Below are 24,550 nucleotides of genomic sequence, written 5' to 3' on the forward strand. Positions count from 1 at the left end.
CTCCTCTCCGAATTCAGGCCACAATGCTGCAACGATGAAACGCAGATGGCCATGGACAGAATTCACAGCTGGACTTTTCGCTCATGAAATCTGCGCCGCTCGCGCTCTACCGCTCGCCACCATCGATCAACCCGCCCGCCTTATCGGTGACCGGCTTCGGGCGGCAGCGGATCGCCGTGCACGTCCGGGAGCGACGCCTGCCCTGCCATGCGGTGGTGCTTGTCGAGTCGGGGCACGGCACGCTGGAAACCGAACAGGCAGGCAGGCTCGCAATCGAAGCGCCGGCGCTTTTCTGGCTGACGCCGGGCAGCCGGCATTCCTACGGCCCCGCCGAGGGCGAAAGCTGGGAGGAGCAATGGGCGCTGTTCGAAGGCTCTTTCGCTTCGAGCCTGATCCGCCAGCGTCTGATCTCCGAGACGGCACCGTATGTGGCACTCAACAATCTGCACGAGATGCAGCAGCTCTTTGCGACGCTCCGCGCGGATTTCACCGAGGGCAGCACATTGGCGCTGAGCTCGGCCGCCGCCACGCTTCACCGCATCGTCATCCAGGCCGCAAGGCAGGTGGATGCAGCCGCAAACGACACTGTGAATGGCGCCAGGATCGAGGCAGCCGTTTCCGCCCTTTCCGGGCGCGCCTTCGAGGAGCTCGACATGCAGAAATTCGCCGCCGAATTCGCGATGTCACCGGCAACGTTCCGCCGCCGCTTCATGGCGGCAACCGGACTTTCGCCGAAAGCATTCCAGCTCCGGCTGCGGATCGACCATGCCAAGCAATTGCTGACCACGTCCGATCTCCCGATCGAAGCGATCGCGCGGGAGATCGGCATCGGTGACGCCTTCTATTTCTCGCGGCTCTTCCAGAACCGCGAGGGCATGGCGCCGACCGCTTTCCGCAGCCGCTTTCGCAGGCAGTAATCAGGCCTTGGACAATTCCTTGTCGATCGCCGTCACCAGCCGCTGATCGTCGGGGGTCACATCGGGCGCAAAACGCGCAACGATCTTGCCATCGCGGCCGATCAGGAACTTCTCGAAGTTCCAGAGGATTTCCTTGCCGTCATCATCGGCAAGACCGCGATCGCGCAGCCGCTCGCGCATCGGCCCTTCGCCGGTGGTTGGCAGAGGTGCGGCGGTCAGCTGACGGTAGAGCGGGTGCTTGTCATCGCCCTTGACGGAGATCTTCGAATAGATCGGGAATTTCACGTCATAGGTCAGCTGGCAGAACTCGACGATCTCGGCATCGGTCCCCGGCTCCTGACCCTTGAAATTGTTGGCCGGGAAGGCTGCAATGACGAAGCCGCGCTCACGCTTGTCCTCGTAAAGCTTTTCCAGACCTTCATACTGCGCCGTCAGCCCGCATTTCGAGGCAACATTGACGACGAGCATAACCTTGCCGCGATGTTCGTTGAGGCTTGTCTCGCGGCCATCTGCGAGCTTTACGGCGATGTCAAGGATCTCGGTCATATCAGTCTCCATTCACGTCGGGCGGTGAAGCTATACCCGTGCCGCGCTTTGTCCAGCCTTCAAAACCGCCCTGATGCCAAAATCCTCCGCATGCGCTAACGTGCCCCACGGAGAGAAGAGAGGGGAAATCTCGGGTGCGTGAGATCATTGTTGCGGGATCAGTGTTCGTCTGCCTGACTATCGCCTCGATCGGCACCATGGTCGCCTATCCGCGGCTGCCGGCGCGCCACCGCGAAGAAGAAACCAATACCGTTGTCCGCCTCGTCGCCAACATCTTCGTCGTCATGACCTCGCTGGTCTTCGGCCTGATGATCAATTCCTCGAAGAACACGTTTGCCGGCATCGACGACAGCGTCCATTCATTCGCCACCGAAATCATCCTGCTCGACCGCACCTTGCGAACCTATGGCCTGGAAGCCGACGATACCCGCGCCAGCCTGATCCACTATGTCGAGCAAGCGCTGGCCAGCCCGATGCGCCTCGTGGATCCGGTACTCCAGAGCGACCGCAAATCGGAAATGGCGCTGAACGCCATCGGCAACAACATTGCCGTCATGAACCCAACCGATCCCAATCACATGGCGCTCTGGACCGACGCCCGGCAACAATACAAGACCATCGTCGAGCGGCGATGGGTGATCGTCGAGCAGTCGGAGGGCGTCATTCCGATGCCGCTGGTCTTCATGCTGATGGCCTGGCTGACGTTGATCTTCGCGAGTTTCGGGTTCCGGGCGCCCAAGAATATCATCGTGCTGTCGATGTTCCTGATTGCTGCCTTTCTGATTTCCGCGTCGATCTACCTCGTGCTCGATATGGATATCCCCTTTGCCGGCATGATCCAGATTTCCGACGCGCCGCTTCGCCGGGCGCTCGCCGAACTGCAGCGATGATGCACGGGCGGGATTGATAAGCGCAATCGGCGTTACAGTTACTCCTGTCGCGGAGCTTCTTCGCGTTAGGAATTCCAGCCTCTGGAGCAGCATGACCACCCCGCAGATTCTCGCCTTCGGCGTCATTGGCCTGATGATGGCCGTCTTCATCTGGGACCGCTTCCGTTATGATCTTGTCGCCTGCTGCGCGCTGGTGCTGGCGATCTGCGTCGGCATCGTCCCCTTCGACAAGGCCTTCTCGGGGTTCAGCGATGACATCGTCATCATCGTCGGCAGCGCCCTGGTGGTGAGCGCCGGCGTCGCGCGATCCGGCATCGTCGACAGCGCCATCAAACGCTTCTTCCCGAACCTCAATTCGCTGCATACGCAGTTGGCGCTGTTGCTGATCGTCGTCGCCGTGCTCTCCGCTTTCATCAAGAATATCGGCGCGCTTGCGATCATGATCCCGGTCGCCTTCCAGTTCTCGAAGAAGACAGGGAAATCGCCCTCGCTCTATCTGATGCCGATGAGTTTTGCGGCCCTGCTCGGCGGCCTGATGACGCAGATCGGCACCTCGCCGAACATCGTCGTCTCCCGACTGCGGGAGGAAATCACCGGCACCTCCTTCACGATGTTCGATTTCACGCCCGTCGGCGCGACACTTGCCGTCGTCGGCGTGCTCTTCCTGATCTTCTTTCACTGGCTGGTCCCGGAGCGGGAAAACGAAAACCCGTCGCTGGAAGAAGCACTGGGTTTGAAGACCTATTTCTCGGAAGCCACCGTCGTCGATGACTCCGGCTTCGATGGCAAGAAGCTCCGCGATATCCTCCAGCTCGGCGATGGCGAGGTGGTGGCAACGGCCATCCTGCGCGGGCATTCCCGCCTGTCGCCCTTTCCCGATGTGACGCTGAAACTGGGCGACACGATCCTGCTCGAGGGCGGCCCGGAGGCACTCGACCGGGTAGTTTCCAATGCCAAGCTCAAACTGTCAGGAAAGCAGATACCGGCAGCGAAAGAAGAAGGCGACGTTACCTCGATCGAGGCCGTCGTGTCGTCGGAATCGACTCTCATCGGCTGGTCGGCGCGCCAGCTTTCGCTTTTCAATCGCCGGCGCATCAATCTGCTAGCCGTCAGCCGCCAGGGTCACCGGCTCACCGAACGGCTGAGCGAAGTCACGCTGAAATCGGGCGACGTCCTCGTCCTCCAGGGCAGCCGCAAGAGCCTTCCGGCCTTCCTGCAGGAATTCGCCTGCCTGCCGCTTGCCCAGCGCGATATCCTGCTCGGCACCCAGCGCCGCGCCTATGTGCCGCTGCTGATCCTGGCTGCCGCCATGGGCGCCACCGCGGCCGGCCTTGCGCCGGTCGCAACCGCCTTCTTCTGCGCCGCATTGGCTATGGTGGTCTTCCGTGTCATCCCGCTGGCCGATGTCTACAAGGCGTTCGACGGGCCGATCCTGATCATGCTTGCCGCCCTGATCCCGGTCTCGGACTCGCTGCGCACCACCGGCGGCAGCGAGCTGATTGCCGGCTGGCTCGGCCACTTCGCCGCACAGATGCCGCCATTCGGCGCGCTGGCACTCATCCTGATCACCGCGATGGCGGTGACGCCCTTCCTCAACAACGCCGCCACCGTGCTGGTGATGGCGCCGATTTCCGCCAGCTTCGCTCAGACGCTCGGTTACAAGCCGGAGGCCTTCCTAATGGCGGTGGCGATCGGCGCCGGCTGCGATTTCCTCACCCCGATCGGCCACCAGTGCAACACGCTGGTCTTCGGCCCGGGCGGTTATCGCTTCAGCGATTACCCCCGTCTCGGCCTGCCGCTTTCCTTCATCATCATCCTCGTCAGCGTTCCCATGCTGCTCTATGTCTGGCCGCTGCAATGAGCCGGAGCGCCCATTTTTCTTGACGTCAGCGGTCGAATATGGCCTTAAGGCCAGCCAAACGGACAATCGCCGGGCGAAGTGCGCAACTTGCCCTTATCCGGCCGGTTTCCTGATCCAGTTATCTGCATTCTTCCTGCCGCACGCCGCTTTTCACAGCAAAAGCCGTCGGCATTCATTTGACGGGCACAAAACAAATGACAGCTTCCGGCGTCCGCGTCCGCATTGCTCCCTCGCCGACCGGCGAGCCGCATGTCGGCACCGCATATATTGCACTCTTCAACTATCTCTTCGCCAAGAAGAACGGCGGCGAGTTCATCCTGCGCATCGAAGATACCGATGCCACCCGCTCGACCCCGGAATTCGAGCAGAAGGTGCTGGACGCGCTGAAGTGGTGCGGTCTCGAATGGTCGGAAGGCCCTGACGTCGGCGGCCCCTACGGTCCCTATCGCCAGTCCGACCGCAAGGACATGTACACGCCCTACGGCCAGGAACTGCTCGACAAGGGCCATGCCTTCCGCTGTTTCTGCACGCCCGAGCGTCTGGAACAGATGCGCGAAGCCCAGCGCGCCGCCGGCAAGGCGCCGAAATATGATGGTCTCTGCCTGAAATACTCGGCCGAAGAAGTCAGCGCCAAGATGGCTGCAGGCGAAAGCTCGGTGATCCGCATGAAGATCCCTGCTGAGGGCTCCTGCGACTTCAACGACGGCGTCTACGGCGACGTGTCTATCCCGTGGGACAGTGTCGATATGCAGGTGCTCATCAAGGGCGACGGCATGCCGACCTATCACATGGCAAACGTCATCGACGACCATCTGATGAAGATCACCCACGTCGCCCGCGGCGAAGAGTGGCTGGCCTCGGTGCCGAAGCACATCCTGCTCTACCGCTATTTCGGCTGGGAAGCGCCTGTCTTCATGCACCTGTCGCTGATGCGCAATGCCGACAAGTCGAAACTGTCGAAGCGCAAAAACCCGACCTCGATTTCCTATTACTCCGCTCTCGGCTATATCCCGGAAGCGCTGATGAACTTCCTCGGCCTGTTCTTCGTGCAGATCGCCGAAGGCGAGGAGCTGCTCGATATCGAGGAGCTCGCTGCCAAGTTCGACCCGGAGAACCTTTCCAAGGCCGGCGCCATTTTTGACATTCAGAAGCTCGACTGGCTGAACGGCCGCTGGATCCGCGAGAAGATGTCGGAAGAGGAATTCCAGGCCCGCGTCCTGACCTGGGCGATGGAGAACGACCGCCTGAAGGCCGGTCTGCGCTTGTCTCAGTCGCGCATTTCCAAGCTCGGCGAACTGCCGGAGCTGGCAGGCTTCCTCCTGAAGTCCGATCTCGGCCTCGATCCCTCGGCCTTCGCCAAGATCAAGTCGCCGCCGGAAGAGATCCTCGATATCCTCAACACCGTTCAGCCGGATCTCGAAAAAATCCTCGAATGGAATGTCGAGACGATCGAAGCCGAACTGCGCGCCATCGCAGACCGCATGGGCAAGAAGCTGAAGGTCGTGGTAGCCCCGCTCTTCGTTGCCGTCTCCGGCTCGTCGCGCTCGCTGCCGCTGTTTGACTCGATGGCGATCCTCGGCCGCTCGGTCGTGCGCCAGCGCCTCAAGCTCGCATCCCAGGCAGTCGCCTCTCTCGTCGGCCCGAAGAACTGAACCGGACATATGCACCATGACCGAAAAGACCGAAACAGCGACCCTTTCCTCCGACGCCACTGAAGTGCGCGCCCAGAAGCTCAAGCTGCTGCGCGAGCAGATCGGCGACGTCTATCCGGCGCATTTCCACCGGACGATGACCAACGCCGAGCTGTCAGAAAAGTACAAGGATCTGGAATCCGACGTCGAGACGCAGGATGTCGTCACCGTCGCAGGGCGCGTCTATTCCTCGCGCAACTCCGGCATGTTCATGGATATCCATGACGCCGGCGGCAAGATCCAGATCTTCAGCCACAAGGACGTGACGCCGGAAGAAGCCCGCAACATGCTCAGCATGATCGATATGGGCGACATCATCGGCGTCACCGGCACCGTGCGCCGCACCAAGCGCGGCGAACTGTCGATCAACGCCCGCGAAATCACCATGCTGACCAAGTCGCTTCTCCCCATGCCGGAGAAGTGGCACGGCATTTCCGACATCGAGATCCGCTATCGCAAGCGCCATCTCGACATCATGACCAACGAAGAGTCCAAGCTCCGCTTCCAGCAGCGCTCGAAGATCGTTTCGGGCGTGCGCCGCTTCATGGAAAATGACGGCTTCATGGAAATCGAGACGCCGATGCTGCATTCGGTCTATGGCGGCGCGACCGCCGAGCCGTTCAAGACGCATCACAACACGCTGAAGCTCGACATGTACCTGCGCATTGCGCCGGAACTGTTTCTGAAGCGTACGCTGGTTTCGGGCCTGAGCGACAAGGTGTTCGAGATCAACCGCAACTTCCGCAACGAAGGCGTCTCCACCCGGCACAATCCTGAATTCACGATGATGGAATGCTACTGGGCCTATGCCGACTACGAGGACATCATGGACCTCGTCGAGCGGCTGTTCGAAACACTCGCACTGCAGATCCACGGCTCGACCGAATTCCCGTTCGGCGACAAGACGCTGTCCTTCAAGGGTCCGTTTAAGCGCGTGCCGATGCCGGATGCCGTCAAGGAAGTGACCGGCATCGATTTCCTGGCGATGAAGACCGACGAAGAAGCCCGCGCTGCCGCCAAGGCTGCCGGTTTCGAAGTCGAGAAGGACTGGACCTGGGGCGAATGCCTGGCCTTCATCTTCGAGGAGAAGGTCGAGGCCACGCTGATCCAGCCGAGCCATGTCACGCACTTCCCGAAGGACATCTCGCCCTTCGCCAAGGAAGTGCCGGGCGAACCGCGCCTCGTCGAACGCTTCGAGACCTATTGCAACGCCTGGGAACTCGGCAACGCTTTCTCAGAGCTCAACGACCCCGAGGAGCAGCGCCGCCGTATGGTCGAGCAGCTGGAACAGGCGCACGCCCGCGGCGAAAAGGACAAGCAGCTCGACGACGAGTTCCTCGACGCCATCGACCAGGGCATGCCGCCCGCAGGTGGCCTCGGCATCGGCATCGACCGCCTGATCATGCTGCTCACCAACGCACCATCGATCCGCGACGTCATTCTCTTCCCGGCCCGCCGCGCGAAGGCAGACTGAGAACAGATATTCTAAGCGACGGAAGCGGAGCGCCCGAAAGGACGCTCCGCTTTTTCTTTGCCGTCACCGGCTGAACTGTTGAAAATCTCAGTGCCCGCTTTTGGCAGGCGCGGCCTCGCCGCCTTCGCCGCCACCTTCGGCAGCCGGCGCTTCGCCTTCCTTGCCCTCGGCCGCAGCAGGTGCTTCACCCTCGCCCTCGCCGCCCTTGGCTTTCTGGCCCTTGCCGCCCTTCTTGCCGCCATCCTCTCCACCTTCGGTCGAGGCGACAGCGGTCGGATCGATGCAATCGGAATGCTCGTTGAACGAGGCGTTCAGTGCCTGGATTTCGGTTTCGGGAAGATCGACGCGCTCGCCGAAGAACAGCCCGTTGGCACTTGCCTGGCCGTCGTAGTAGCGCGCCGTGAACGGCTTGTCGTCGATACCCTCGATCATCTTTTCCGGATGCGGAATATAGACGACATCGGCGCCGATCGCCCGGCCGCGTATATCCGAACGCACGGTCGGGCCGTTCTGATCCAGCACCACGACCTGCACCAGATCGGGCTTGCTGTCGTTATAGAGTGCCTGCGCCACGCGAAGCGCGGTGCGGACACGCGTCACGCCATCGGTCGGTTCGGTCTTGATGTATTTGCGGAGCCAGACATGGTCCTGTTTTTTGATCGTCACCAGCGTGACATCGGTACAGGAAACGCCGTTGACCTCCTCTGCCGGAGGGCCGAGAATCTTGTCCTTGCCAATATAAAGCGCTGCGCCGCCGGAAGCGCCCGCGAAAAGCGCCATGCCGCCGATAACGATTGCCAGCTTCCGGGAAGGCCGGAATATGCGCAGTAAGGCCTTCACGCCAACTGCTCCGCCATCGACAAGACTCCAACTCGATACATGTTCGGAAAGCTAGTGAAACGACGTTTCGGAATGCTTAAGTGGCATCAGTAAAAACGCATCGGTGAGAATAAAACACCAAAAAAGGTCCGGATATTCACAGACTTGTCAGGCTGTATTTCGGCATGCTCTAAAGCCGCATGGCCTTCACGCTTCGTCAGCTCCAATATTTTGTCGCCGTTGCCGAACAGGGTTCGGTGACGCGCGCGGCGCAGAACCTTTCGATCTCTCAATCGTCCGTCACCGAAGCCCTGAAAGAACTGGAAACGGATCTCGGCGTCACGCTGTTCGATCGTCACCCACGTGGACTGACCATCACGCATAATGGCCATCAGTTTCTCCGCCATGCGACGAAAATCCTGGCAACGGTTTCGGATGCCCGCACCAGTTTTTCCGGACAGCAAAGTGCGCTCTCGGGAACGCTGAATATCGGCGTCACATCGCTTGTCGCCGGCTATGTGCTCTCCGATCTTCTGGCCCGTTACCGCCGCGCCTGCCCGGGTGTCGATGTCAGCGCCATTGAGGACAACGGCGGTTATCTCGAGCATCTCCTGGTCGGCGGCGAACTCGATGTCGCCGTTATGGTGATCTCCAACCTGCGCGACCGCATGGCACTTCAGGCGGAAATTCTTGAGACCTCGCCCTACCGCCTGTGGCTACCGATGGGCCATCCGCTCGTCTCCGCCGACATCATCTCCGTCGCCGATATCGCCCGCGAACCACTCATCATGCTGACGGTCGATGAAATCGAAGAGAATACCGGCAAGCTGCTCTCGGCGCTCGGCGCCCGCCCGCACGTCGCCTTCCGCACACGCTCGGTCGAAGCGGTGCGAAGCCTCGTCGCAACCGGCGCTGGTGTCGCGCTGCTGCCCGACCTCGTTTACCGTCCCTGGTCGCTGGAAGGCGACCGTATCGAGAGCCGCGATGTCTCGGGCTCCCTGCCGGTGGTGCAGGTCGGCATGGTCTGGCGCAAGGGATCGAGCCTGCCGCAGGCGGCGCGCGATTTCGTCGGCATCGCCGAAAGCATGCGCTCAGGCCGTATCCGCTCCTGATCCATCGGAATTTCCGATATCACCTTTCTGATAAATGAATTTGCGAAAGCGGATTTTTCATCGCAACTTTTCAACCGGGAACAAAATGCCGCAATAAGCGGCTCAAACCGGGAGACAGACGATGACGAATCTCTTGAAATCCTGCACGGCCGCACTCGCGTGCCTGAGTTTCGCAACGCAGGTTATTGCCGCAGAACCGCTGAAGACGTTGGGCAAGGGTGAAGGTGCTGTCAGCATCGTCGCCTGGGCTGGTTATATCGAGCGCGGCGAAACCGACAAGAATTACGACTGGGTCACCGGCTTCGAAAAGGACACCGGCTGCAAGGTCACCGTAAAGACCGCCGCGACGTCGGACGAAATGGTCTCGCTGATGAACGAAGGCGGCTTCGACCTCGTCACCGCCTCCGGCGACGCTTCGCTTCGCCTCATCGCCGGCAAGCGCGTCCAGCCGATCAACACCGATCTGATCCCAAGCTTCAAGAATGTCGATCCGCGCCTGCAGCAGGGTCCGTGGTACACGGTCGGCGGCGTGCATTACGGCGTTCCCTACCTCTGGGGACCGAACGTGCTGATGTACAACACCGACGCCTTCAAGGATAAGGCGCCGACCAGCTGGAAGGTGGTCTTCGAGGAAGAAACCCTGCCGGATGGCAAGTCCAACAAAGGCCGCGTTCAGGCCTATGACGGCGCGATCTATATCGCCGACGCCGCCATGTATCTCATGGCCCACAAGCCGGAGCTCGGCATCAAGGATCCCTACGAACTCAACGAAGACCAGTATAAGGCAGCGCTCGACCTGCTGCGCGGCCAGCGCAAGCTCGTTTCCCGTTATTGGCACGATGCGATGATCCAGATCGACGACTTCAAGAACGAAGGCGTCGTCGCTTCCGGTTCCTGGCCGTTCCAGGTCAACCTGATGCAGGCCGACAAGCAGAAGATCGCCTCGACCTTCCCCGAGGAAGGCGTCACCGGCTGGGCCGATACGACGATGCTGCATGCCGACGCCGAGCATCCGAATTGCGCCTACATGTGGATGGAACACTCGCTGTCCGCCAAGGTTCAGGGCGACGCCGCTGCCTGGTTCGGCGCCGTTCCCTCGGTTCCGGCAGCCTGCAAGGGCAACGAACTGATGACCGACACCGGTTGCGCCACCAACGGCTTCGACCACTTCGACAAGATCAAGTTCTGGAAGACCCCGGTTGCCAAGTGCACCACGCAGAGCGAATGCGTGCCGTACCATCGTTGGGTCTCCGACTATGTCGGCGTGATCGGCGGGCGGTAAGTCCCCTCCCCAACCCCTCCCCACAAGGGGGAGGGGCTACTCGATGCACCGCTCCGCTCCAATCTCAACGTCTGAGTTCTCCAAGAGGGAATGGCGGGGTTAAGCCCCTCCCCCTTGTGGGGAGGGGTTTGGGGCGGGGTATTTTGCCAAGATTGAAGCATCACTTAGACACGCCCGGAGCCCCCACATGACACCCGCCGTCCGTTTCCAGAAGGTCTCGCGTCACTTCGGCCAGGTTCGCGCCGTCGATGGCGTCGATCTCGAGATCGCGCCGGGCGAGTTCTTCGCCATGCTCGGCCCCTCCGGCTCCGGCAAGACCACCTGCCTCCGGCTGATCGCCGGCTTCGAGCAGCCGACCAGCGGGCATATCCAGATTTTCGGCGAGACTGCCGAGGGCATTCCGCCGTACCGGCGCAACGTCAATACCGTCTTCCAGGACTACGCGCTCTTTCCGCATCTCAATATTCTCGACAACGTCGCCTACGGGCTGATGGTCAAGGGCGTCGGCAAGGCCGAGCGCCTGCGGGAAGCCGAAAAGGCGCTGGAACTGGTCAAGCTTCCCGGTTACGGCGGCCGCCGTCCCGGCCAGCTGTCCGGCGGCCAGCGCCAGCGCGTGGCGCTGGCGCGCGCCCTCGTCAACAAACCGAAGGTGCTGCTCCTCGACGAGCCGCTCGGCGCGCTCGATCTCAAACTCCGCGAACAGATGCAGGAGGAACTGAAGAGCCTGCAGCGCGCCCTCGGCATCACCTTCGTCTTCGTCACCCACGATCAGGGCGAGGCACTGTCCATGGCCGACCGTGTTGCCGTCTTCAACGATGGCGGCATCGTTCAAGAAGGCACGCCGCACGATATCTACCGCCGTCCGAAGACGCGGTTCGTCGCCGATTTTGTCGGCTCATCGAACGTCATCGCCCCGGAATTCATGGCCTCTCTCGGTGGCGAAAAGCGCTGGGCGAGCCTTCGCCCCGAAGCGATCCGCCTCGGCGATGGCGCAGAGGCAAGGGTCGAGAACGCCAGCTTCCTCGGCGCCGCGACGCGGCTGACCGTCGATATCCGCGGCACCCGCCTGCATGTGATGCTGCCCGCCGGTACCGATGTGCCCGACGTTGGCTCCAGCGTCCGCCTCGGCTGGCAGCCGGGCGACGTCCACTACATGGATGACGCGGCATGAGCGCCATTGCGATGACAGGCAAGGACACGTCGATCCTGCCGGGCCGCGGCGGCTTCTTCGGCAGCCTTTCCGATGCCTTCTGGCGGCACCCGAAACTGCTGCTGTTCCTGATGCTGACACCGCCGCTGCTCTGGCTCGGCGTCATCTATATCGGCTCGCTGATCGCCCTGTTGCTGCAGAGCTTCTTCTCGATCGACGATTTCTCGGGGATGATTAGCTACGAGTTCACGCTGTCCACCTATGCGCAGCTGCTGAACCCGACCAATTTCGACATCATCGTCCGCACGGTGGTCATGGCGGCTCTTGTCACCATCGCCTCCGCATTCATCGCCTTCCCGATCGCCTATTATGCGGCGCGTTACGCGCAGGGAAAATGGAAAGCGCTCTTCTATCTCGGCATCATGCTGCCGCTCTGGTCGAGCTATCTGGTGAAGATCTACGCCTGGAAGCTCATCCTCGCCAAGGAAGGCATCCTCACCTGGTTCTTCGACAAGCTCTATCTCTCCTGGCTGCTCGACGGCATCCTGAACCTGCCCGTTATCGGCGGCAATTCGCTCTCCGTCAGCTACCTCGGCACCTTCATCGTCTTCGTCTATATCTGGCTGCCCTACATGATCCTGCCGACGCAGGCCGCCCTCGAGCGCGTGCCCGGCAACCTGATCGAGGCCTCTTCGGATCTCGGCGCCACCCCGCGCCAGACCTTCCGCACCGTGCTCTTCCCGCTGGCACTGCCGGGCATCGTCGCCGGTTCGATCTTCACCTTCTCGCTGACGCTCGGCGACTACATCATCCCGCAGATCATCGGCTCCTCGCGCCTCTTCATCGGTCAGGCGGTCTATACGCAGCAGGGCACGGCCGGAAACGTCCCGCTCGCCGCCGCCTTCTCCGTCGTGCCGATCGTCATGATGGCCATCTATCTCTGGCTAGCCAAAAAACAGGGAGCTTTCGATGCGCTCTGATCGCGGACAACGATCCCCATTGGTCCTGAAGATCGCCGCTGCAGGCGGGCTGCTCTTCCTGCATTTGCCGATCCTGCTGATCTTCGTCTATGCCTTCACGACGGAAGAGAAGAGCTATCAGTGGCCGCCGCCAGGCCTGACATTGCAGTGGTTCGGCATAGCCTGGAACCGCCCGGATGTCTGGTCGGCATTGGGGCTGTCCGTTCAGGTCGCCTGCATCGCAACCGCCATCGCGCTGGTGCTCGGCACGCTCTGTGCGGCTGCCGTCAGCCAGACGAAGTTCTTCGGCCGCGAAGCCATCTCGCTGCTCGTCATCCTGCCGATCGCCCTGCCTGGCATCATCACCGGCATTGCGCTACGCTCGGCCTTCAGCCTGTTCGATATCCCATTCTCGGTCTGGACGATCGTGCTCGGCCACGCCACCTTCTGCGTCGTCGTCGTTTATAACAACGCCGTTGCCCGTTTCCGGCGTACGCAAGGCTCGCTGATCGAGGCCTCGATGGATCTCGGCGCAGATGGCTTCCAGACCTTCCGCCATGTCGTGCTGCCGAATATCGGCACGGCGCTCTTGGCCGGCGGCATGCTTGCCTTTGCACTGTCTTTCGACGAAGTCATCGTCACCACCTTCACCGGCGGGCAGCAATCGACGCTGCCGATCTGGATGCTGGAAGAGCTGATCCGCCCGCGCCAGCGCCCCGTCACCAACGTGGTCGCCATGGTCGTCGTGCTGGTTACCTTCCTGCCGATCCTCGCAGCCTATTACCTCACCCGCGACGGCGACCAGATTGCCGGCGCCGGAAAATAACCAGAGTGGGATGCCCCCATCCGCTCGCTGAACAAAAGGGAGAACATCATGGACACCCAAATGCTGATCGGCTCGCGCTTCGAAGCGGGCACGGAAACCGAAGAACACGTCCTGAACCCGAAGACGGGCGAAAAGGTGGTGGATCTGCCGGAAGCGTCGCTAGGCCAGGTCGATGCCGCCGTCGATTCCGCCGAAAAAGCCTTCAAGAGCTGGTCGCAGACGACGCCCGGCGAGCGCTCCTCCTATCTCCTGAAGATCGCCGACGCGATCGAGCGGGATGCGCAGGGTTTCGCAGCGCTGGAAGCGCTGAACTGCGGCAAGCCGATCAACGCCGTCCTCAACGATGAAATCCCGGCGATCGTCGATTGCTACCGCTTCTTTGCGGGCGCCGTGCGCAATCTGCATGCCCCAGCTGCCGGCGAATACCTGCCCGGTCACACCTCGATGATCCGCCGCGATCCGATCGGCATCGTCGGCTCGATCGCGCCCTGGAACTATCCGCTGATGATGATGGCCTGGAAGCTGGCACCGGCGATCGCCGGCGGCAACACGGTTGTCTTCAAGCCCTCTGAACAGACGCCGCTAACGGCGCTGAAGATGGCGAAGCTGCTCTCGGAAATCCTGCCCGAGGGCGTCGTCAACGTCATCCTCGGCCGCGGCGAGAGCGTCGGCAACGCGCTGATCAACCATCCGAAGATCGGCATGGTTTCGATCACCGGCGATGTCGCCACCGGCAAAAAGGTGTTGCAGGCCGCCGCCAAGACCGTCAAGCGCACCCATCTGGAACTTGGCGGCAAGGCGCCCGTCATCGTCTTCGACGATGCCGATATCGACGCTGTGGTCGCCGGCATCCGTACCTTCGGCTATTACAATGCCGGTCAGGACTGCACCGCCGCCTGCCGCATCTATGCCGACGCCAAGGTCTACGACAAATTCGTCGCTGATCTCTCCTCCGCCGTCTCCTCAATCAAGTTCAACCAGGCCGACGACACCGAAAACGAGATCGGCCCGCTGATCTCCAAGCGTCAGCGCGACCGCGTCGAGAGCTTTGTCGCGCGGGCTTCCGAGCACAAGCACATGGAAGTCACCGTCGGTGGCAAGGCCTCCGGCGACAAGGGCTTCTTCTTCACCCCGACGGTCATCGCCGGCGCGACGCAGGACGATGAAATCGTCCGCCGCGAAGTCTTCGGTCCCGTGGTCTCGGTTACCCGCTTCAGCGATGTCGAGGATGCCGTCACCTGGGCGAATGACAGCGACTACGGCCTGGCCTCCTCAGTCTGGACCAAGGATATCGGCCGCGGCATGAAGACGGCAGCCCGCCTGCAATATGGCTGCACCTGGATCAATACGCATTTCATGCTGGTCAACGAGATGCCGCATGGTGGCGTCAAGCAATCCGGCTACGGCAAGGACATGTCGGTCTATGCTCTGGAAGACTACACGGCGGTCCGCCACGTAATGATCAACCACCGATGAAATAACCCGAAGGGGTTATTGCAATAACATATTTGTGATACGAGGCCGCCGTGAACAACTACGGCGGTCTTTTTGTTGATATATTTCAATATTGCGTTGAACGAACATCTGCTCCATATTTGAGCAAAGCCTTGGCAATGGCCGCGGGGGGCTACGAAGGCTGATAAGTTTCAATGGCATCGGTAATTAATATTGCAGAACTCGAGCGCGCACTTGCCGGCTTGATGGATTCCGCATTGATGCCGGAGACTTGGGCTGGCACGCTGGAGGCGATCAGCCGCGCGACCGGTTCGGCCGGGGCACACATCATGCCTGTGCGTGGAAAATTCGAAGCTGGCGTGCTCACCACCCCCAATTTTCTGGAGGCCTTCGACGTCTATTTTGCCGAAGGCTGGTACAAGCGCGACTTTCGCGAGCGCGGCCTGCCGATCGGCCTCAGCAAGGGCGTGGTGATCGAGCACGACATCGCAAACAGCGCCGATTTTGAGCGCCAGGCCTTCTATGCCGACTTCCTGGCGCGCTTCGGGCTGCGCTATTCCGCAATGGTCCTCTTCGAAATCAGGGGCAGCACCCTCAGCATCAATCTGCAGCGGGGCATGAACGACACGCCCTTCGACCGCTCCGACGAACCGCTGCTGCTCGCCATGCAATCCCGGCTCTCGGCCGCCGCGGAGATCGTCCGGACCCTCGATGCGGCAAAGGTCGGCGGCATGGCAGACGCCTTCGACCTCACTGCCGCCGCAGCAATCTTCTTCGATCGCAAAGGACGGATCACCTATCTCAACAGCCGGGCCGAAAAGCTGCTCGATGACGAAGTCCGCGTCGCAGGCGGCGAGTTCTTCTCGGTGAAGCAGAGCGAGGCGGCGCAGCTGCAGCGGCAGGTCCTGTCGGCGGCCGATGGTGCGTTGTTCATCGATCTTCCTTCTGTCCGCATATCCCGAACCGGAAAGCCGCCGCTGGTCGCCCGCGTCCAGAAGCTTCAGGGCCTCGCCGCAGACCTCTTTGCCCATTCCAGCGTTGTCGTCCTGATCACCGACCTCGCCGAACGCGAGGGGCCGAGCATTGAGCTGCTGCGCAGCACCTTTGCACTCACACCGCAGGAAGCCACGGTGGCAAAACTGCTGCTTGACGGCTCCTCGCCGCGGGAGATCGCCACCATTTGCGGACTGCAATATGAAACGGCGCGCGGCTACGTCAAACGCGTACTCGCCAAGACGGGCACTCAACGGCAGGCGCAGCTGATCGCCCTGCTTTCAGGCCTGAAGTCTTAGGCCCCCACCTGGGCGCCATACAGCGCCCATACTTCCCAGCCGCCTTCCCAGATCATGTCGAGCGCCACATAGACGATGATGGCCAGACCGATCCAACCGATCCAGCGGAAGCGGCTAAGCAGCTTGGCGACGAAATTCGAGGCAACGCCCATGAGCACGACCGAGAGAATGAGGCCGAAAACCAGCGCCGTCATGTTCGATTTCGCGGCACCCGCCACCGCCAGCACATTATCGAGCGACATAGAAAGGTCGGCGAAGATGATCTGCCCGATCGCCTGACGCAGAAGCTTCGGCTTATGCGCATGATGCCCGGCCGCGTCATCGCCACCCTCTTCTTCGCCCGCCTCCCGAAGTTCCTTGAACATCGTCCAGCAGATCCAGAGCAGCAGGAAGCCGCCGATCAGGTTGATCCCTTTGATGACGAGCAGCTCGGCGGCGATGATGGCGAAGACGATGCGGATCACCGCGGCCGCGGCAATGCCCGCCACGATCGCCTTGCCGCGCAGCTCCGGCGCCAGACCGGCCGCCGCCATGCCGATGACAATCACATTATCCCCGGAGAGGATGATGTTGATCATGATGACTTCGAGATAGATGGAAATGACGGCGGGATCAAAGAAGGAGGACATCAAGGCACTTTCGTCGATGGGGCAAATCGATGAGAAGATCCCCACGCCTTCAGCGCGCCTGCAGCGTGGATACGCGGCAGATCGTGACCCTTAGGAATTGGGGGCTCTTCCTGGAAAAAGTTTGAAACAGATCAGGGCCCGGTTGAAAAGCCCTGCGACCGGCCGATAAAGGCGGATTGGAAAATCGCCTGTTATTTCAATCGATTTTATTATGCGACGGGAACAAATTGCCGTCTTCCGCGTCTTCTTCTGCGTCCAACACAGAGGAAACCTCCATGCTTAAGTGGGCTCTCATATTTTTCGTCATTTCGCTGATCGCCGGCTTCTTCGGCTTCTCCGGCATATCCGCTGCGACCGCGACGATCGCGCGCGTCCTCTTCGGCATCGCGCTGGTGATCTTCCTGATCTTCCTCGTCCTTGCACTGATGGCGGGACAGGCGATCCTCTAGCGCCAAAAACGGCGAGCCTCAGAGCAGGCTCGCCCCGACATTGATCGCCAGCGCCAGGATTGTCGTGTTGAAGAGAAACGACAGTACGGCATGCAGCAGCGCGATCTTGCGCATCGTGCGGGAGGACAGGCCGATATCGGCCGTCTGCGCGGCGACACCGATGGTGAAGGAGAAATAGAGGAAGTCCCAATAGATGGGCTCCTCTATCTTGTCCGGGAAAACCAGACCTTCAGCCTTGTCCCGCCCGCCGTAGAAGCGGTGGGCATAGTGGATGGTGAAGAGCGTGTGCAGGAAAACCCAGGAAATCAGGATGGTGACGATCGCCGCCATCGCGCGTTCCAGCGCCACGTCGGCAGGCGCGTCCTTGACCGAATGCAGCTCGAGACCGATGCCGGCAATGCTTGCAACTGCGGCGGCGATCGACAGGAACAGCACGAAAGTATCGGAAAAATCGAGGTCTTCGGAGCGGCGGCGGATATCGGAAACGGTCGCCCGCAGCATCTTGCGCCAGCTGATGGCGATGAAGACGATCGCCGTCACATTCCAGCCGACCAGCATGTTCTTGGCATTCACATCGCGCGACGTCAGCAGCAGGAAGACGGCAAACCCGGCAGCGAAGGCGATGATGAAACTGCCATGCCTGATTGCGTAGGTCATAAACCCAGAGCGCTTCCCGCCTGCCATTCCGCTTCTCCCGTCTCAGATCATGATATGAAACATGAAAAAGGCCCGGACACCATCGGCGTCCGGGCCTTTTCAAGGGCTTGTGTAAAGGCCTTAGGCAGCAGCGAGCTGCAGTTCCTTCTGCACCATGCCGCGCAGCGTGCCGAGATCCTTGGCGAACGCGCGGATGCCTTCAGCGAGCTTTTCGGTCGCCATCGCATCTTCGTTCATCATCCAGCGGAACGTCTTTTCATCGACGCTGATCTTCGCGGCCGGCTTCACCGTCTCCGGCGACAGCTTGCGCTCGAGCTTGCCCTGGTCGTTCGACAGTTCATCGAGCAGGTTCGGCGCAATCGTCAGGCGGTCGCAACCGGCCAGCGCTTCGATTTCACCGGCGCTGCGGAACGAGGCACCCATGACGATCGTCTTGATGTCATTGGCCTTGTAGTAGTTGTAGATGTCGCGAACAGAGACCACGCCCGGATCTTCCTCAGGCGTGTAATCCTTGCCCGTCGACTTCTTGTACCAGTCGAGGATACGGCCGACGAAGGGCGAGATCAGGAAAACCTTGGCGTCGGCGCAGGCGACGGCCTGTGCCTTCGAGAAGAGCAGCGTCAGGTTGCAGTCGATGCCTTCCTTCTGCAGCACTTCGGCAGCGCGGATGCCTTCCCAGGTGGAGGCGAGCTTGATCAGGATACGGTCCTTCTCGATGCCACGTTCCTTGTAGCCGGCGATGATGCTGTGAGCCTTGTCGATCGAAGCCTTGGTGTCGAAGGAAAGGTCGGCATCGACTTCCGTCGAGACGCGGCCAGGCACCAGCTTCGAGAGCGCAGCGCCGACGGAGATCGCCAGGCGATCGGCAACGGCGGCCGAAACAGCCTCGGCATTGCCGCCCTGCTTCTTGCCCCAGGCAACGCCTTCCTTGATCGCGTCGGCAAACATCGGCGTGCCGAGTGCCTTCAGAACGATGCTCGGGTTCGTGGTGCAATCGACGGGCTTCAGGCGCGCCACCGCCTCGATGTCGCCGGTATCGGCAACCACCGTGGTTATCTCGCGGAGTTGGTCAAGCTTGGATGTCATGGTCAAAATCCTTTGTGACTGAGCTGCGAACCGGCGCGACCTTCGCCCGGAAAAGAGGTGATCTACGGAATGCTGACGTTCGTGTTGCAGGCGAAGAAGCGCGGCTCCATCACGGCTGTTGAGCTAACGGGAGTTGCACCGGCAATGTTCCGGGCCGGAGCCGAAAGAATGGCGCGATAATTCGGCGCAGGCAATGCCTGCGGCACCAAGGCCGGTCCTGACTTTCCGTATGCCCGCACAATGTCCTCCTCGGACGGACAAGAACGACGTCTGTCGCGGATAATATCGCAATTCCGTTCATCGAAAGTCAAGGACATTTGTGCATTTCAATTGACATAAGTGTCACACCCGTCATTATCGGCGGGAACAATGCGATGCCCGAGCGCCTTTCGCTTGCTGCAGGCAATTAGGGTGAAATTCTCGCGGGAGAAGATGTGGTCAAGCTGAAGCGCGGCACGCACACCGCTTATTCCGAAGCTTCCTCGCTGAGGCTCAGGGCGGCGTGGCTCTACTACAATCAGGGCCTCACGCAGAAGGACGTTGCCGAGCAACTCGGCATCAGCCGCACCACCGTCATCCGCCTCCTCGACGAAGCGATGAAGCGCAGCGAAGTGCAGATCTGGATCAACGATTCGATCGGTGACTGTGTCGAGCTGTCCGTCAAGCTTGAGCGTGCCTACGGCCTCGATGAGGCGATCGTCGTGCCCTCCCCCGCAAACAGCGACGTTAATGCGTTGGCGAAAAGCGTCGGCCTGGCGCTCGGCCAGTTTCTCTCCGAAGCGATCCCCGACAATTACACGATCGGCGTCGGCTGGGGGCGGACGATGACCGCTTCGCTATCGAGCTTCCGATCGCCACGGCGCGACAATTGCAAGGTCGTCTCGCTGCTTGGAGGCGTCGTTGCCGTGCATCAAACCAATCCGATCGATTACACTTGGCGGCTGGCGAGCCAGCTCGGCGCCGAGTGCTACATGTTCCTGGCTCCGCTGCTGGTCGATTCCATAGAGACCAAACGTAATCTGATCGAAAAATGCGGCCTGGACTCGATCTACCGGCTCGCCGAGAGCCTCGATCTGGCGATCGTCTCTTGCGGCGATATCGGTCCGCATTCGACCTCACTCTCCGAGGGATGGATTTCGAAGACCGAGCTGCAGGAGCTTATCGACGCCGGCTGTGTCTGCGACACGATGTTCAACTTCCTCGACAAGGACGGAAACACCGTCAATCACTCGATCAACAGCCGCGTCATGTCGGTCGATCTCGACACGCTGAAAAAGGCAAAGCACATCGTGCTCTCCTCCGGCGGCGCACACCGCGCCACCGCTATTCGCGCCACGATCAAGCGGATCGGCTGCAATACGCTGATCACCGACGAGAGCGCGGCCAAGGCGCTGCTGGAATTGGCTGCGGCCTGAACGCACCCGGTCAGGCGTGCGCCGACTCCCAGCCAAGCATCGCCCGCTTGCGCGTCAGCCCCCAGTGATATCCCGTCAGCGCTCCGCTCTTGCCGAGTGCGCGGTGGCACGGCACGACGAAGGAGATCGGGTTGGCACCGACAGCCGCACCGACTGCGCGCATGGCCTTCGGGCTGCCAATGTCATTGGCGATGTCGCTATAGGTCACGGCCTTGCCGAAGGGGATCTTCAGCAGGCTTTCCCAGACCCGCACCTGAAAATCGGTACCGATCAGCACGACGCGAAGCGGCTGCTCGGATGACCATTTGCCCGGCTGGAAGATCCGCTCGGCATAAGGCGCCGTCGCCTGCTGGTCTTCGACATACGCGGCATTCGGCCAGCGGCAGGTCATATCCTCCAGGCAGGCCGCCTCGTCGCCGAGATCGCTGAAGGCGAGCCCGGCCAGTCCGCGATCGGTGGCCATCACCAGGGCGACACCGAAGGGCGAGGTGTGGAAACCGTAGCGAATGGTCAGTCCGCCGCCCCTTGCCTTCCACTCGCCCGGAGACATGGCCTCATGGGTGACGAACAGATCGTGCAGACGGCTGGGGCCGGAGAGACCGACCTCGAAAGACGTCTCCAGCAACGGCAGCTCTTCCTGGCGCAGCAGCCGCTTGGCGTGATCGAGCGTCACTGCCTGCAGGAAGGCCTTAGGCGAAAGCCCGGCCCAGCGCGTGAAGGTCTTCTGCAATTGCGTCGGCGATTGGTTGAGGCGCGCGGCGATGTCTTCCAGCGAAGGCTGGTCGCGATAATCCTCGGTGATCAATTCGATGACCCGGCGAACGGTCTCGTAATCGGGACCATCAGGCGTGATGTCTCTGTTCAGATTTGCGATCATGTTCATCGTATTTCTCCTTGTATCAAGGAGATAATCAAGCGGGATCTGCGAAACCACCCGTTTCTTGCGCGGCTTTCAGATCCGCTGCTTCACCGTCGCCAGCGCGCCCTTGAAGGCCTTGGCGAAACTTTCGCGATCATCGGGATTGAGGAACGAGCCGATATCCGTGCGCCGCCCCTCACCCGCAACATGCATCGAGAGAATGCCGATCTCCTCGTGTCGCCGCACCAGGAAGCGGGTCCAGAACGGATTGAAATGGTGTTCGATCATCTTGCCTGAAGGCGCAAACTTGCGGATCGCCACGTCGCTTCGCGAAACGGTGACCTCCTCCCGCGCACGGCCGGAGCGGTAGTTCAGCCAGAAGGCACCGTAGAGAAGCGCGAAATCGAGACCGAAGAAAAAGCCGATCGGCCAGGCGCCAGTCGCGACGAAGAATACCGCATGCATGAAGCAGACGGCGCCAGAGAGCACCAGCAGCACACGAAATCCCTTGCGGCCGAGCGACCGGTAGGGGAAGAGTTCGGCGGCGAAAACAGGCTGTTCGACCGCGCTGTCGGCGTTGCTTTCCGTCATGGCTGGTGAGTATAGATTGTCGATGGCCGAACCGAAACTCAAATCCGCTTCCCGCATTTCGCAAAACTCAAAAGTGATCGCCCGACGCAAGACGGCGGCGGTCCGCAGCGCCTATTCCAAAGCCGAGCGGGAAGAGATTTTCCGCCGCTTCTCGATCCAGCGGCCGGAACCGAAGGGCGAGCTGGAGCACAGCAACCCGTTCACCCTGGTGGTTGCCGTGGCGCTCTCGGCGCAGGCGACCGACGCCGGCGTCAACAAGGCGACGCGGGCGCTTTTCAAGGCTGCCGATACGCCGGAAAAGATGCTTGCCCTCGGCGAGGAAAAGGTCCGCGATTACATCAAGACGATCGGCCTCTATCGCAACAAGGCGAAGAACGTCATCGCCTTGTCGCAGATGCTGGTCCATGAGTTCGGCGGTGTCGTGCCGCAGACGCGCGAAGAGTTGATCCGCCTGCCAGGCGTCGGCCGCAAGACCGCCAACGTGGTCCTTTCCATGGCTTTCGGCCAGGCCACCATGGCCGTCGATACGCACATCTTCCGCATCGCCAATCGCATCAGGCTCGCGCCGGGCAAGACGCCCGATGAGGTCGAAGAGCGCATGATGAAGGTGGTGCCGAAGCAGTATCTCTACCACGCGCACCACTGGCTGATCCTGCATGGCCGCTATACCTGCAAGGCGAGACGCCCCGAATGCGAGCGCTGCGTCATCGCCGATATCTGCAAGTCTGCCGAGAAGACGTGGGACATCCCCGCGCCGCTCGTCGAGCTACCGCCGCAGATGATCGGCGAGGCCGTCGACTAGGCCGGCGATCGCCTGTTCGTAATCTGCCCGCACCCCACCCTGCTCGATCTCGATCGCAGCACGGTCGAAGGCGGCCGACAACAATGCCGTCAGCGGTCCCAGCTGCGCCGCCGCGGCGGGCAGCATCGCCGCCAAACCCCGGCGCAGGCTTTCCTCCGCATTCTCCCGGTCGATCGCCGAAGCCTCGGCGCCGAGAACCGCTGGCGCCTCCAGCAGCAGCAGCCGTGTACGTCCCTCCGCCGCCATGGCATCGAAATAGGCCGATGCACCCGTGAGCAGTGCATCCCTTGGAGATCCCGCATCCGCCGAATGGCTCTCGATCTCCTCTGCCACCTTTTCCGCCTCCAGCTCGATTACCGCTCGGAACAGCGCCCGCTTGTCTTCGAAATGGTGATAGAGAGCCCCCCGCGTCACGCCCGCCGCCGAGACGATGTCCGGCGTCGCGGTCTCGGCATAGCCTTTGTCGACAAAGAGGCGGCGCGCAGCCGCGATCAGTGCCTGCTGCGTCTGTTCGGTTCGTTCGCGATTGGTCCTGGTCATATCACCTATTTACATACACGCTGCATGTATGTTAAATGAAAAAACATACAATCTGTACGTAAATTAAAACGGATTAATGAAATGAAATCGACGAGCTATTATCCGGTCATCATGACCGGCGACGTGGCGGCAACGGCGGCTTTCTACATGACGCATCTCCGCTTTCAGGCGCTTTTCGAAAGCGACTGGTATGTCCACCTTCAATCCGCCGAAGACGAGCGGATCAACCTCGCGATCCTGGACGGCGGCCACGAGACCATCCCCGAGCAAGCGCGCGGCAAGGTCTCCGGCCTGCTTCTGAATTTCGAGGTCGAGGATGTTGATACCATCTACGCGGCCTGCAAGGCCGCGGGATTGCCGATCATGCGCGATTTGCGTGACGAGGATTTCGGCCAGCGGCACTTCATCACCGCCGACCCCAACGGCGTGCTGATCGACATCATCAAGCCGATCCCGCCGAGCGCCGAATTCGCCGCCATGTACGACGCCTCGGCCCTGCCCGCCTGACCTAACCTCTGAAGGCCGGATCCTTCTGCGACACCAGCTTGTGCAGGTTCACCATCATGCCGGCGGCAAAGAGTGGCGTGAGGAGATTGAGGAACGGCACCGCGAGAAAAGCCGCGATGACAAGGCCGCCCAGGAAGACCGTCGATCCGTGCTTTGCCCGGAAGGCGCGGGCCTCCTCGGGCGGCCGGAAGCGCATCGCTGCAAACTCGAAGAATTCCCGCCCGAGCAGATAACCGTTCACCACGAAGAAGGCGATCAGATTGACGCCGGGGATGAAGAGCAGAAATAGCGCGATGATATTGCCGAGAATCACCACTCCGAGGAACTTGATCGAACTCGTCAACGCCGGTCCGAACGGCATTGCCGTGCCCGGCCGGTCGTTCGGATAATCGCGTTTCTCCACAACCTCGGCAACGTCATCCAGAAACAGACCGGCAATCAGCGCCGTCACCGGCGACAGAAGAAGGGCAAGGCCGAGCGCCAGCCCAAGACCGGCGAGAATGGCTAAGACGAAGCTCAGCCACCCCGCCCATTCGGGCATCTGTGGAAAGAAACCAGCAATCCAGGGAAAGAGCAGCGTCGCAAACAGGCTGCGCAGCACGAACCACAGCCCGACCAGCACCAGAAGTGTCAAACCCAGCACCTTCCAGAACACTGAGCGTGTCTCGGGAGCAAGCAGGTTGCGGAAGGACAGGCGGGCGGCGTCAAGGATCATGCGTGGCGTCTCCGTGGTTTGACCCA

The 24,550-nt window shown here is 61.1% G+C and carries 25 protein-coding genes; 16 read left to right on the forward strand and 9 right to left on the reverse strand.

Translation table 11 applies throughout. The features are described 5' to 3' along the window. Window positions 1-83 precede the first annotated feature (83 nt). Window positions 84-917, forward strand: coding sequence for an AraC family transcriptional regulator (locus tag AB4Z25_RS25980; protein WP_112537069.1), 834 nt, complete (start codon window positions 84-86; stop codon window positions 915-917). Here AB4Z25_RS25980 and AB4Z25_RS25985 read toward each other — a convergent pair whose 3' ends face one another. Next, window positions 918-1,463, reverse strand: a complete 546-nt coding sequence (locus AB4Z25_RS25985) for a glutathione peroxidase (protein WP_112537070.1) — start codon at window positions 1,461-1,463, stop codon at window positions 918-920. A gap of 134 nt (window positions 1,464-1,597) precedes the next feature. Between AB4Z25_RS25985 and AB4Z25_RS25990 the strand changes: the two genes are divergently transcribed. The 4 genes from AB4Z25_RS25990 (at window position 1,598) to lysS (ending at window position 7,379) form a co-directional block, all read left to right on the forward strand. Next, entirely contained in the window at window positions 1,598-2,353 is a 756-nt protein-coding gene (locus tag AB4Z25_RS25990; RefSeq protein ID WP_442210035.1) for a bestrophin-like domain, read from the forward strand. A 91-nt stretch (window positions 2,354-2,444) separates the two neighbouring features. Then, window positions 2,445-4,214 (forward strand): SLC13 family permease, encoded by a 1,770-nt coding sequence (locus AB4Z25_RS25995; protein WP_112537071.1) that lies wholly within the window; start codon window positions 2,445-2,447, stop codon window positions 4,212-4,214. A 194-nt stretch (window positions 4,215-4,408) separates the two neighbouring features. Further along, entirely contained in the window at window positions 4,409-5,866 is a 1,458-nt protein-coding gene (gltX, locus tag AB4Z25_RS26000; protein ID WP_112537072.1) for a glutamate--tRNA ligase, read from the forward strand. Window positions 5,867-5,882: 16 nt separating this feature from the next. Continuing rightward, complete coding sequence (gene lysS / locus AB4Z25_RS26005; RefSeq protein WP_112537073.1) at window positions 5,883-7,379, forward strand: lysine--tRNA ligase; 1,497 nt, start codon at window positions 5,883-5,885, stop codon at window positions 7,377-7,379. A gap of 87 nt (window positions 7,380-7,466) precedes the next feature. On the opposite strand, the gene AB4Z25_RS26010 is transcribed toward lysS, so the two are convergent. After that, window positions 7,467-8,219 (reverse strand): hypothetical protein, encoded by a 753-nt coding sequence (locus tag AB4Z25_RS26010; protein WP_112537074.1) that lies wholly within the window; start codon window positions 8,217-8,219, stop codon window positions 7,467-7,469. 179 nt (window positions 8,220-8,398) lie between these two features. On the opposite strand from AB4Z25_RS26010, the gene AB4Z25_RS26015 reads away from it, so the two are divergent. From AB4Z25_RS26015 to AB4Z25_RS26045, 7 genes are all read left to right on the forward strand, one after another. Then, on the forward strand, window positions 8,399-9,310 hold the full coding sequence (locus AB4Z25_RS26015) for a LysR family transcriptional regulator (protein WP_112385636.1): 912 nt from the start codon (window positions 8,399-8,401) through the stop codon (window positions 9,308-9,310). A 121-nt stretch (window positions 9,311-9,431) separates the two neighbouring features. Further along, entirely contained in the window at window positions 9,432-10,592 is a 1,161-nt protein-coding gene (locus AB4Z25_RS26020) for an ABC transporter substrate-binding protein (RefSeq protein ID WP_112537075.1), read from the forward strand. Window positions 10,593-10,779: 187 nt separating this feature from the next. After that, window positions 10,780-11,763, forward strand: coding sequence for an ABC transporter ATP-binding protein (locus tag AB4Z25_RS26025; RefSeq protein ID WP_112537076.1), 984 nt, complete (start codon window positions 10,780-10,782; stop codon window positions 11,761-11,763). Beyond that, window positions 11,760-12,722 carry an ABC transporter permease gene (locus AB4Z25_RS26030; RefSeq protein ID WP_112537077.1) on the forward strand — a complete coding sequence of 321 codons (963 nt, stop codon included), beginning with the start codon at window positions 11,760-11,762 and terminating at the stop codon, window positions 12,720-12,722. The genes AB4Z25_RS26025 and AB4Z25_RS26030 overlap by 4 nt, the downstream gene beginning before the upstream one ends. Further along, window positions 12,712-13,527 (forward strand): ABC transporter permease, encoded by an 816-nt coding sequence (locus AB4Z25_RS26035; RefSeq protein ID WP_112537078.1) that lies wholly within the window; start codon window positions 12,712-12,714, stop codon window positions 13,525-13,527. Before AB4Z25_RS26030 ends, AB4Z25_RS26035 begins: the two co-directional genes overlap by 11 nt. Before the next feature lie 48 nt (window positions 13,528-13,575). Then, the gene (locus AB4Z25_RS26040) at window positions 13,576-15,003 is read left to right on the forward strand and encodes a gamma-aminobutyraldehyde dehydrogenase (protein WP_112537079.1); all 1,428 of its coding nucleotides are present in this window, start codon (window positions 13,576-13,578) and stop codon (window positions 15,001-15,003) included. Between the two features lie 173 nt (window positions 15,004-15,176). Then, a complete protein-coding gene (locus AB4Z25_RS26045; RefSeq protein ID WP_112537080.1) occupies window positions 15,177-16,274 on the forward strand; it encodes a helix-turn-helix transcriptional regulator in 1,098 nt (365 codons plus the stop codon). Here AB4Z25_RS26045 and AB4Z25_RS26050 read toward each other — a convergent pair. Beyond that, window positions 16,271-16,903, reverse strand: a complete 633-nt coding sequence (locus AB4Z25_RS26050; protein WP_112537081.1) for a YjbE family putative metal transport protein — start codon at window positions 16,901-16,903, stop codon at window positions 16,271-16,273. The two genes, AB4Z25_RS26045 and AB4Z25_RS26050, sit on opposite strands and share 4 nt — an antisense overlap. A gap of 275 nt (window positions 16,904-17,178) precedes the next feature. Here AB4Z25_RS26050 and AB4Z25_RS26055 point away from each other — a divergent pair, with 275 nt between their 5' ends. Beyond that, on the forward strand, window positions 17,179-17,352 hold the full coding sequence (locus tag AB4Z25_RS26055) for a DUF1328 domain-containing protein (protein WP_112385643.1): 174 nt from the start codon (window positions 17,179-17,181) through the stop codon (window positions 17,350-17,352). Between the two features lie 18 nt (window positions 17,353-17,370). On the opposite strand, the gene AB4Z25_RS26060 is transcribed toward AB4Z25_RS26055, so the two are convergent. Together AB4Z25_RS26060 and tal are read right to left on the reverse strand one after the other, a co-directional pair. After that, complete coding sequence (locus AB4Z25_RS26060) at window positions 17,371-18,036, reverse strand: DUF1345 domain-containing protein (RefSeq protein WP_112537082.1); 666 nt, start codon at window positions 18,034-18,036, stop codon at window positions 17,371-17,373. Window positions 18,037-18,129: 93 nt separating this feature from the next. Continuing rightward, a complete protein-coding gene (tal, locus tag AB4Z25_RS26065) occupies window positions 18,130-19,095 on the reverse strand; it encodes a transaldolase (RefSeq protein WP_112385645.1) in 966 nt (321 codons plus the stop codon). 434 nt (window positions 19,096-19,529) lie between these two features. Here tal and AB4Z25_RS26070 point away from each other — a divergent pair, with 434 nt between their 5' ends. Next, a complete protein-coding gene (locus tag AB4Z25_RS26070; protein ID WP_112537083.1) occupies window positions 19,530-20,510 on the forward strand; it encodes a sugar-binding transcriptional regulator in 981 nt (326 codons plus the stop codon). A 10-nt stretch (window positions 20,511-20,520) separates the two neighbouring features. Here AB4Z25_RS26070 and AB4Z25_RS26075 read toward each other — a convergent pair whose 3' ends face one another. Together AB4Z25_RS26075 and AB4Z25_RS26080 are read right to left on the reverse strand one after the other, a co-directional pair. Further along, complete coding sequence (locus tag AB4Z25_RS26075; RefSeq protein WP_112537084.1) at window positions 20,521-21,393, reverse strand: bifunctional helix-turn-helix domain-containing protein/methylated-DNA--[protein]-cysteine S-methyltransferase; 873 nt, start codon at window positions 21,391-21,393, stop codon at window positions 20,521-20,523. 69 nt (window positions 21,394-21,462) lie between these two features. Next, window positions 21,463-21,960 (reverse strand): DUF2244 domain-containing protein, encoded by a 498-nt coding sequence (locus tag AB4Z25_RS26080; RefSeq protein ID WP_112537121.1) that lies wholly within the window; start codon window positions 21,958-21,960, stop codon window positions 21,463-21,465. Between AB4Z25_RS26080 and nth the strand changes: the two genes are divergently transcribed. Continuing rightward, entirely contained in the window at window positions 21,959-22,762 is an 804-nt protein-coding gene (gene nth / locus AB4Z25_RS26085; RefSeq protein ID WP_442210042.1) for an endonuclease III, read from the forward strand. The genes AB4Z25_RS26080 and nth overlap by 2 nt on opposite strands. Here the strand turns inward: nth and AB4Z25_RS26090 are convergent. Continuing rightward, window positions 22,727-23,302, reverse strand: a complete 576-nt coding sequence (locus AB4Z25_RS26090) for a TetR family transcriptional regulator (protein ID WP_112537086.1) — start codon at window positions 23,300-23,302, stop codon at window positions 22,727-22,729. The two genes, nth and AB4Z25_RS26090, sit on opposite strands and share 36 nt — an antisense overlap. Window positions 23,303-23,383: 81 nt before the next feature. Between AB4Z25_RS26090 and AB4Z25_RS26095 the strand changes: the two genes are divergently transcribed. Next, window positions 23,384-23,809, forward strand: a complete 426-nt coding sequence (locus AB4Z25_RS26095) for a VOC family protein (protein WP_442210044.1) — start codon at window positions 23,384-23,386, stop codon at window positions 23,807-23,809. 1 nt (window position 23,810) lies between these two features. Here AB4Z25_RS26095 and AB4Z25_RS26100 read toward each other — a convergent pair whose 3' ends face one another. Beyond that, window positions 23,811-24,524 (reverse strand): sulfate transporter family protein, encoded by a 714-nt coding sequence (locus AB4Z25_RS26100; RefSeq protein WP_112537088.1) that lies wholly within the window; start codon window positions 24,522-24,524, stop codon window positions 23,811-23,813. Window positions 24,525-24,550 lie beyond the last annotated feature (26 nt).

The sequence above is a fragment of the Rhizobium sp. RAF36 genome (assembly GCF_052114105.1).
GTDB lineage: Bacteria > Pseudomonadota > Alphaproteobacteria > Rhizobiales > Rhizobiaceae > Rhizobium.